This is a genomic window from Vibrio sp. 10N.286.46.A8, assembly GCF_041470165.1.
GTDB classification, from domain to species: domain Bacteria; phylum Pseudomonadota; class Gammaproteobacteria; order Enterobacterales; family Vibrionaceae; genus Vibrio; species Vibrio tasmaniensis_A.
On record NZ_JBFRLX010000095.1, the window covers coordinates 1 to 8,066 of the forward strand.

Here is an 8,066-nt window from a genome sequence, read left to right on the forward strand (position 1 = left end):
ATGGAACAATTAATCTCAATAAATGGAATTTAAGATGAAGGCGATTGAACGGATTATTGATAAGGCTCACTTAGATCGTAAGCGAGTGGTTTTGAGTGAAGCTGAGGACCCGCGAGTACTAGCAGCCGCAAGAATGGCGATAGACAAACAGCTCGCTCACATCACCCTAGTCGGGGATGAACCAGCGATCATCGCTGCTGCAGAATTACATCACATTGATCTTGTAGGCATTCACATTGTCTCCCCACAAGCGTCATCACTCAAAGAAGTCCTCGCTGAGCGGTTGTATACATTAAGAAAAGCGAAAGGTATGACTTACGATGATGCGCTAGAGCTGGTTCTAGACCCACTCGTTTTTGCCAATTTGATGGTCAGAGAGGGGCTGGTGGATGGCACAGTTAATGGTGCGGTTTATACCACGTCTGATGTGGTGCGAGCTGCGCTTCAGATTATCGGCCCCGCGCCAGACAGTGAATTGGTGTCCAGTTTTTTTCTGATGATGTTGTGTGAGCCTTTCCATAATCTTAAAGGCGGCATGATTTTCAGTGACTGTGGTTTGGTGATTAACCCCAATGAAACCGAGCTAGCATCGATTGCCGTAGCCGCATCAAACAGTGCTCAAACGCTACTGATGGAAGAGCCTAAAGTCGCAATGCTGTCGTTTTCGACCAACGGCAGTGCCAAGCACGAATCGGTCGATAAGGTTCGTAACGCGGCTCAGTTAGTGAAACAACGTTGTCCCGGAATCGCCGTCGATCAGGATGTTCAACTCGATGCCGCGATTGTGACTGAGATTGCCGCAAAAAAGCTGCCAGATTCAGAGGTGAAAGGTCAATCGAACGTATTGATATTCCCCAATTTAGAAGCAGGCAATATTGGTTATAAGCTTGCGGAAAGATTAGGCGGGGCAGTTGCAATTGGTCCACTATTACAAGGGTTGAATCAACCTGCGAATGACTTATCAAGAGGGTGTAACGCACAAGACATCTTTAATGTGATCGCGGTGACCGCGGTACAAGCGCAGCAAGGAAAAACAGCAAATTCAAAGACTGACGTGGCGGCTGATTCTGAAAAAAGAGATGAATCGACATTTGATTTTAGATACTAAAATCTAGCTCCTGAAGCTGATACTCACATTTAAATCAACCCCCAAAAACAACCTAACTAGGACTGCTGATGGAGTTACCTGTTTTACTCGCTATTCTTGCCACCATCGCGGTGGGTACCTATTTTCAAACTGTCACCGGATTTGGCCTCGGTATCATCGTGATTGGTTTAACGGTTAGCCTTAATCTGGTTTCCTTACCCGTTATAGCCGCTGTGGTCAGTATTGTGACCTTGTTCAATTGCTTGGTTGCATTGATGGGTAAGCCACTGCTTGGAGAACTCAAGATTCTGGTGGTGTTGGTCATCGGTATTATTCCCGGCGTTTCGATGGGGGTGTACTTGCTGGACGAGTTAAGCGATTCGGCAACGCATATTCTCCGAGGACTATTGGGTGCGATGGTGCTATTCGCAGGTTTGAGTTTTATGTTCAAACCTAAAACCAGAAAGAACCGTTCGGCAACGGTAACTTTCTTGTTATCTGGTTTTAGTTCTGGGCTCGCGGGTGGGTTATTTGGGATGGCAGGTCCACCGATTGTTTATCATCTTTATCGGCAGCCTTTTACGCTCGATCTGGTGCGAAGCACACTGCTGATGGTTTTCGCTTGTACGTCGATGTCGCGTACTGTCAATGTCTACGCTGCAGGCGACATGGAACAGAGCATACTGTGGTTATCTGCTATTGCTGTTCCCTTGGTGGCGCTTGTCACGATGTTTGCTCGACGTTTCCCACCGCCGTTGTCTAATGATCAACTCAGAAAGTTAGTGTTTATTGTGTTGATGTTGATTGGTGGGTACTTGATGGCGGTCTCTGCATGGTCGTTGTTTTTGGCTTAGAACGTTTTCTTTATCAAAATTATCTTTGAAGGAGGAGGGCTTGATTCTCGTTTAATGCTTGATGACACCCTCCTCACTGACACGTCAGCGCTTTAGCATCTCAAAGATGTTCCTACATAGCCCGAACAAGCAGCTCTCTTGTACGTCCAAGGTAATGTTGTTGCGGTAATATGGGCTCAAATCGACGCCCATCCCCACACCATGAATCTCAATTCCGTTTTTGATCGACTCACGTTCAATCACTTGTTTGAGGTGGTTATCCAAATAGAACTGATCGTTGGCGGTGCTGGTGGCGGTATCCATTGGGCAGCCGTCTGAGAACACGATCAAAACCTTTCGCTGAGCAGTGTGCTGTTGCAACCGCTGGCTAGCGAACTGCACCGCTTCGCCATCAATCCCTTCTTTAAAGACATCTGCTTTACGAAGACTCGCAATGCCAAGGCGAGATCGTCTCCAATGCGTATCAAAATCCTTAAACACGATGTGCCGAACTTCGTTCAAGCGGCCTGGATGCTTTGGTTGGCCTTGTTTAAGCCACTGTCGATAGACCTTGCCACCGTTCCAATTGTTGGTCGTGAAGCCAATGATCTCAAATGGGATATCAGCCAATCCTACGGATTTGAGAATCGTATCTATCAACAAACTTAGCTTGTGACTGTGCTTTTGCATTGAACCTGAGCAGTCCATCAAAAACGTGATGGCACATTGATGAGATGCACCGATATCAGGTTGATAAAAGACAGTACGATCCAATGGCGAAGTGATGAGCTTGGTGATGGTAGTGGCGTTAACAATGCCTTCTTCTAAATGGTCCTGACGTCGGTTCCTCTGCGGCGTGGCAACAAAACTAGTGAGCATAGCGGCCAAACGGCGAGTGTTTACTTGTCTCGCCATGATTTCATCAGTGAGCTTTTGTCTCAGTTCGAGTAATAGGGCGCGCCTGACGAGTTTGTCTGCCGCGATGACTTGATCCAATTCTGAATTAAAGACCTGATAATTTGCACCCGACAGCTCGAATACCTTGCTACTGCCTGTGATGTCGGTATCGACGTCTTCATCTTGAATGTCTCCATCAACAATCAAGGCAAGCTGCGCAAGGATCTTAATGTCTTCTTCGACTGTTGGTGTGGGCGAGTTATCGCTCTCTTGTTCTTGGGTTATTAACTCTTGTGCAAGGGCTGCAAGATCATTGGCGCAGTGTGCAAACAGTTGTTGGTCGGTTTTATGTTGCTTTAAACGTTTTAGGCTGTGCCCAAAAGTAGGCACGATGCCGGCGCGAGTCGATTCAATGGTCTCAGCGATAGGCTCAGACACCGGAACGCCAGTTAAGCGGGTGTAGATGACTTGCATCAGTGTAAACAGCAACATGCCTATTCGTGATTCGGTAAAGCCATTTTGATGATATTGGTTGCTCCAATACGCAAAGTTGAATTGGATGCTGGTGGTCACGCCTTTTAGATAAGGCGGGACTTGAGATTCAATTCGAACCTGTTCGCAGAAATCGTATAACAGACGTTCGACTTCGTTTTTAGGGCGTAATGAATAGTGGAGGTCAGCGTCTGAAAGCAATAGTCGCAGTGCCGATGAATCGATCTTGCCTTGCATCGATAGCTTGCTGTTTTTCAGCTCGTGGCGAGACACAAAGGTGAGATCGTTAGTATGTGCGGACTGGTAATAACAGGGGTTATTGCCTTTATAGAGACGCTCTCCCCGATAGTTCAGATTGGGTTCACCACTGATTGCTCTGGCGACAGACACACCAATATCGAGGATCTTTTTCTGCTGGGAAGAAACATTGGCCATGGTTTACGACTCCGAGTGCGAATAGTTTTGAGTAGGCGCTTCCAAGGCTTCACCAAAGCAACGGAAATAGTATTCGCTAACCAGCTCTTTCTCTTCGTCTTCACAGCGATTTAAGAATGAAAGCCTAAATGCCGTCGCTACATCGTCGAATATTTGGATGTTTTCAGCCCAAGTGAGCACCGTTCGCGGAGACATCACCGTTGAAAGGTCGCCAGCCCGAAACCCGTTGCGCGTTAACCCTGCCGTTGCGATCATTTTCTCAACCAGTTGTCGGCCACTTTCATTATTCAGCTCTGGAAGCTTGGATAACACGATCTTGGTTTCATGTTGTGGATCTAAATAGTTGAGCGTGGCGATGATGTTCCATCTATCTAACTGACTGTGGTTAAGCACCTGAGTACCCGAATACAAACCTGAAAAGTTACCCAAGCCAAGCGTGTTGCAGGTAGCAAACAGGCGGAAAGAAGGGTGAGGCGTGATCACTCGGTTTTGTTCTAAAGAGGTGTATTTTCCGTCTTGTTCTAATAACTGTTGAATCACAAACATCACATCAGGACGACCAGCGTCGTACTCATCTAATACCAGTGCGATGGGTTGTTGAATGCTCTGAGGAAGAATACCTTCTTTAAACTCAGTCACCTGCATTCCGTCTTTAATGGCGATGCTGTCTTTACCTATGAAATCCAATCGACTTAAGTGTCCGTCTAGGTTGATCCTCAAACACGGCCAATTCAATCTCGCGGCAATTTGCTCAATGTGGGACGACTTGCCCGTTCCGTGTGTGCCTTGTATCAATGTGCGACGATTGGAGGCGAACCCCGCCAATATAGCCAGCGTTACTTCAGGATCAAAACAGTAATTTGGGTCGACTTTCGGCACATATTCACCCGGATGTTCAAATGCCATCACCGTTAGGTTGCTGTCGATGCCAAAGCGTTCTCTCACGCTTACCGGCTGCGTTGGTACCAATTCCGCCTCTTTCATCATATTTCCCTCTATATAGCTCATTACTTGTCGCTGCTATCGCGATATGTCATCGATTATTAACAGCTCCAGTTAAGTTAACGGCACTTTTTGTACGAAAAACTACCAATAATGTGATCCAGTTTTATTAATTAGAATGAATTGTTCCATTTTAATATAAAAAGTTGACGCGCAAAAATTCTACTACTAAGGTGAAAATGAATTCGAAAAAGAGACAATTCATTCCGAAAAATGAAATTTTGGTTAACTCAAGGAGAATGGAAGAATGAGCGAGCAAGAAAAACGTACGGTTGTTTCCGGCACAGTAACAATGACACCATCAGAAGCGTTCGTTGAAACTATGGTTGCTAATGATGTTACCGATATGTTCGGCATCATGGGGTCGGCATTTATGGACGCAATGGATATCTTTGCTCCTGCTGGCATTCGATTGGTCCCAGTAGTACACGAGCAAGGCGCTGCCCACATGGCAGATGGTTACTCCCGTGTATCGGGTCGCCACGGTGTAGTCATCGGGCAAAATGGCCCGGGTATCAGTAACTGTGTAACAGCAATTGCAGCTGCGTTCTGGGCACATAGCCCGGTCGTAATTGTGACGCCAGAGACAGGCACTAAAACAATGGGCTTAGGTGGTTTCCAAGAATGTAACCAGCTTCCAATGTTCCAAGAGTTTACTAAGTATCAAGGTCACGTAACGCACCCAGATCGTATGGCGGAATACACAGGCCGATGCTTCGACCGTGCGATGAGCGAAATGGGTCCAACTCAGCTAAATATTCCTCGTGACTACTTCTACGGTGAAACTCAAACTGAAATCCCTAAACCCGCGCGTTTAGACCGTGGTCCAGGTGGTGAAAAATCTCTAAATGAAGCAGCAGACCTGATTGCTGAAGCGAAATTCCCAGTCATCATTTCTGGTGGCGGCGTGGTCATGGCCGATGCAGTTCAAGAGTGTGCGGCATTAGCAGAAAGACTGGGTGCTCCTGTTGTGAACAGCTACCTACACAATGATTCTTTCCCTGCGAGTCACCCATTATGGTGTGGTCCTTTAGGCTACCAAGGTTCGAAAGCAGCAATGAAATTGATGGCTCAAGCGGATGTGGTTATCGCTTTGGGTACACGTCTTGGTCCATTTGGTACCTTGCCTCAACATGGCATGGACTACTGGCCGAAGAACGCGAAAATCATTCAGATTGATGCTGACAACAAGATGCTTGGTCTGGTTAAGAAGATTTCGGTTGGTATCTGTGGTGATGCGAAAGCAGCAGCGGTTGCTCTATCTGAAAGATTGGAAGGCCGCGCACTGTTGTGTGATGACAACAAAGGCGCTCGCCAAGATACCGTCGCTACAGAAAAAGCACTTTGGGAAAAAGAGCTTGATGAGTGGACACACGAACGTGACTCGTTCAGCTTAGATATGATTGAGGAAAACTCACACGAGACTCCGTTCTCTGGTGGCGAATATCTACACCCACGCCAAGTATTGCGTGAACTAGAAAAAGCGATGCCAGAAGACGTAATGGTCTCGACGGATATCGGTAACATCAACTCAGTGGCAAACAGCTACTTACGCTTTGAAAAACCACGTAGCTTCTTTGCTGCAATGAGTTTCGGTAACTGTGGTTACGCATTCCCGACCATCATTGGTGCGAAAGCAGCGGCACCTCATCGTCCCGCTATTTCATATGCAGGCGACGGTGCGTGGGGCATGAGCCTGATGGAAACCATGACATGTGTTCGCCATAATATTCCAGTGACAGCCGTGGTATTCCACAACCGTCAATGGGGTGCAGAGAAGAAGAACCAAGTCGACTTCTACAACCGACGCTTTGTTGCCGGTGAACTTGAAAACCAAAGCTTTGCAGAGATTGCACGAGCAATGGGTGCTGAAGGTATCACGGTTGATAAGCTAGAAGATGTAGGTCCAACCTTGCAAAAAGCCATCGACATGCAGATGAATGAAGGCAAAACAACCATCATTGAAATCATGTGTACTCAGGAATTGGGCGACCCGTTCCGCCGAGATGCACTATCAACACCGGTTCGTTTCCTAGATAAATACAAAGATTACGTATAAGTCATAGGAAGTTTGTCCGGCCACAGAAATCTCGAGAGTGTTAGAGAAAGTGCTATCGAGAATGTGGTCGGGCAATACCAACGGGTATTGGCAAGTACTTAGGTTAAGAACGTAAACGCTTAGTTCAATAATTTCCAGTTAAACATTAGAACACTAATTAAATGTTTATTAGGAACATAAGTGGTTCTAGCTATATAAACTTTGTTACTCGCTATTATTAATCGACCATTAACTCATAGCTCCTTAGTGAATGGTTCTATTACTGATACTTTTTTATGAAGATATATACCTATTATCATTTTAGAAAAATACAATAACGACACTCGTTGACTATTGGTCAATCGTTATTATTGGTTGGTTTTTATCATCGATTGATAGGGTTATTGATATTTGGATTTTACAGAATTTAAATTAAGTGAATCGTAGTATGCATGTTGTGAAAAATAAACATTATATAAGCTCACTCGAAGAGCTGTATAAAATAATCGATTCACTTATTACAGAGTGTAGTGGGCATCGTGGTTTGATTTATAACGTGTGTGATTATGAAAATAATAACTTGATGCCAAGCTTAGGTCGCTCAAATCGAAAGAATATTCGCCGTGTCGAACAAGAGCTTCTTTCTACCGTGAGAGTTTATGGCGGGCATTCGTTGAGTGCACACGAGATAAACGATTGGTTATTGATGTGTTTAGCCAAGAAACAGGGGTTTCCAACCCGTTTACTTGAGTGGACAGATAACCTGGTAAATGCGTTGTGGTCTGTGTGTCATAGCCAAAGCAAAGACTGTATCAATATTATTAAAGCCATTGATTATCATAAGGTTAGTGTTTTTAACTCACCATGTGACCTGAATAGAACTCAGATATTCAATGTGGCTGATTGTGATCAGCAAGAGCAACGAAAAGATAAGTGGTATTCCATTCACCCATTTAAGGAAGGTGGCAATGATGCCATTCAGCCTTTGTACGATGAGAAAGAATATTCAAACGGTCTAGTGTCCGTTCATATTCTTCCATCAGCGAAAGTAAACCTGATAAAGGAATTAACCTCCATGAATGTTTTAAATGAACCGACAGAATATATTGAAGAGAAACTGGCTGATTTGAAAAATGAAGCCCATGTAGATAACAATCAAGCAATTAATAAAGGTGAGGGTAATATCGAATTACAAGTTAATACTCATGATCGCCAGCTTGAGCAGTATGGCAGAAAGTACCATCAAGATTTTGACTTCGACTAAAGTCTAATATTTCTAATT

The 8,066-nt window shown here is 45.1% G+C and carries 6 protein-coding genes; 4 read left to right on the forward strand and 2 right to left on the reverse strand.

The window, feature by feature from the left end; translation table 11 throughout:
• Positions 1–34 precede the first annotated feature (34 nt).
• Entirely contained in the window at positions 35–1,108 is a 1,074-nt protein-coding gene (pta, locus tag AB4232_RS10885; protein ID WP_017081886.1) for a phosphate acetyltransferase, read from the forward strand.
• 68 nt (positions 1,109–1,176) lie between these two features.
• Positions 1,177–1,941 carry a TSUP family transporter gene (locus AB4232_RS10890; RefSeq protein WP_102503621.1) on the forward strand — a complete coding sequence of 255 codons (765 nt, stop codon included), beginning with the start codon at positions 1,177–1,179 and terminating at the stop codon, positions 1,939–1,941.
• A gap of 84 nt (positions 1,942–2,025) precedes the next feature.
• Here AB4232_RS10890 and AB4232_RS10895 read toward each other — a convergent pair whose 3' ends face one another.
• Both AB4232_RS10895 and AB4232_RS10900 read right to left on the reverse strand, forming a co-directional pair.
• Positions 2,026–3,744, reverse strand: a complete 1,719-nt coding sequence (locus AB4232_RS10895) for a cobaltochelatase CobT-related protein (protein WP_372087108.1) — start codon at positions 3,742–3,744, stop codon at positions 2,026–2,028.
• A 3-nt stretch (positions 3,745–3,747) separates the two neighbouring features.
• Positions 3,748–4,731 (reverse strand): AAA family ATPase, encoded by a 984-nt coding sequence (locus AB4232_RS10900; RefSeq protein WP_372087109.1) that lies wholly within the window; start codon positions 4,729–4,731, stop codon positions 3,748–3,750.
• 262 nt (positions 4,732–4,993) lie between these two features.
• On the opposite strand from AB4232_RS10900, the gene xsc reads away from it, so the two are divergent.
• Positions 4,994–6,805, forward strand: coding sequence for a sulfoacetaldehyde acetyltransferase (gene xsc / locus AB4232_RS10905; RefSeq protein ID WP_004731917.1), 1,812 nt, complete (start codon positions 4,994–4,996; stop codon positions 6,803–6,805).
• Positions 6,806–7,232: 427 nt separating this feature from the next.
• Positions 7,233–8,048, forward strand: coding sequence for an FRG domain-containing protein (locus AB4232_RS10910; RefSeq protein WP_065681633.1), 816 nt, complete (start codon positions 7,233–7,235; stop codon positions 8,046–8,048).
• Positions 8,049–8,066 lie beyond the last annotated feature (18 nt).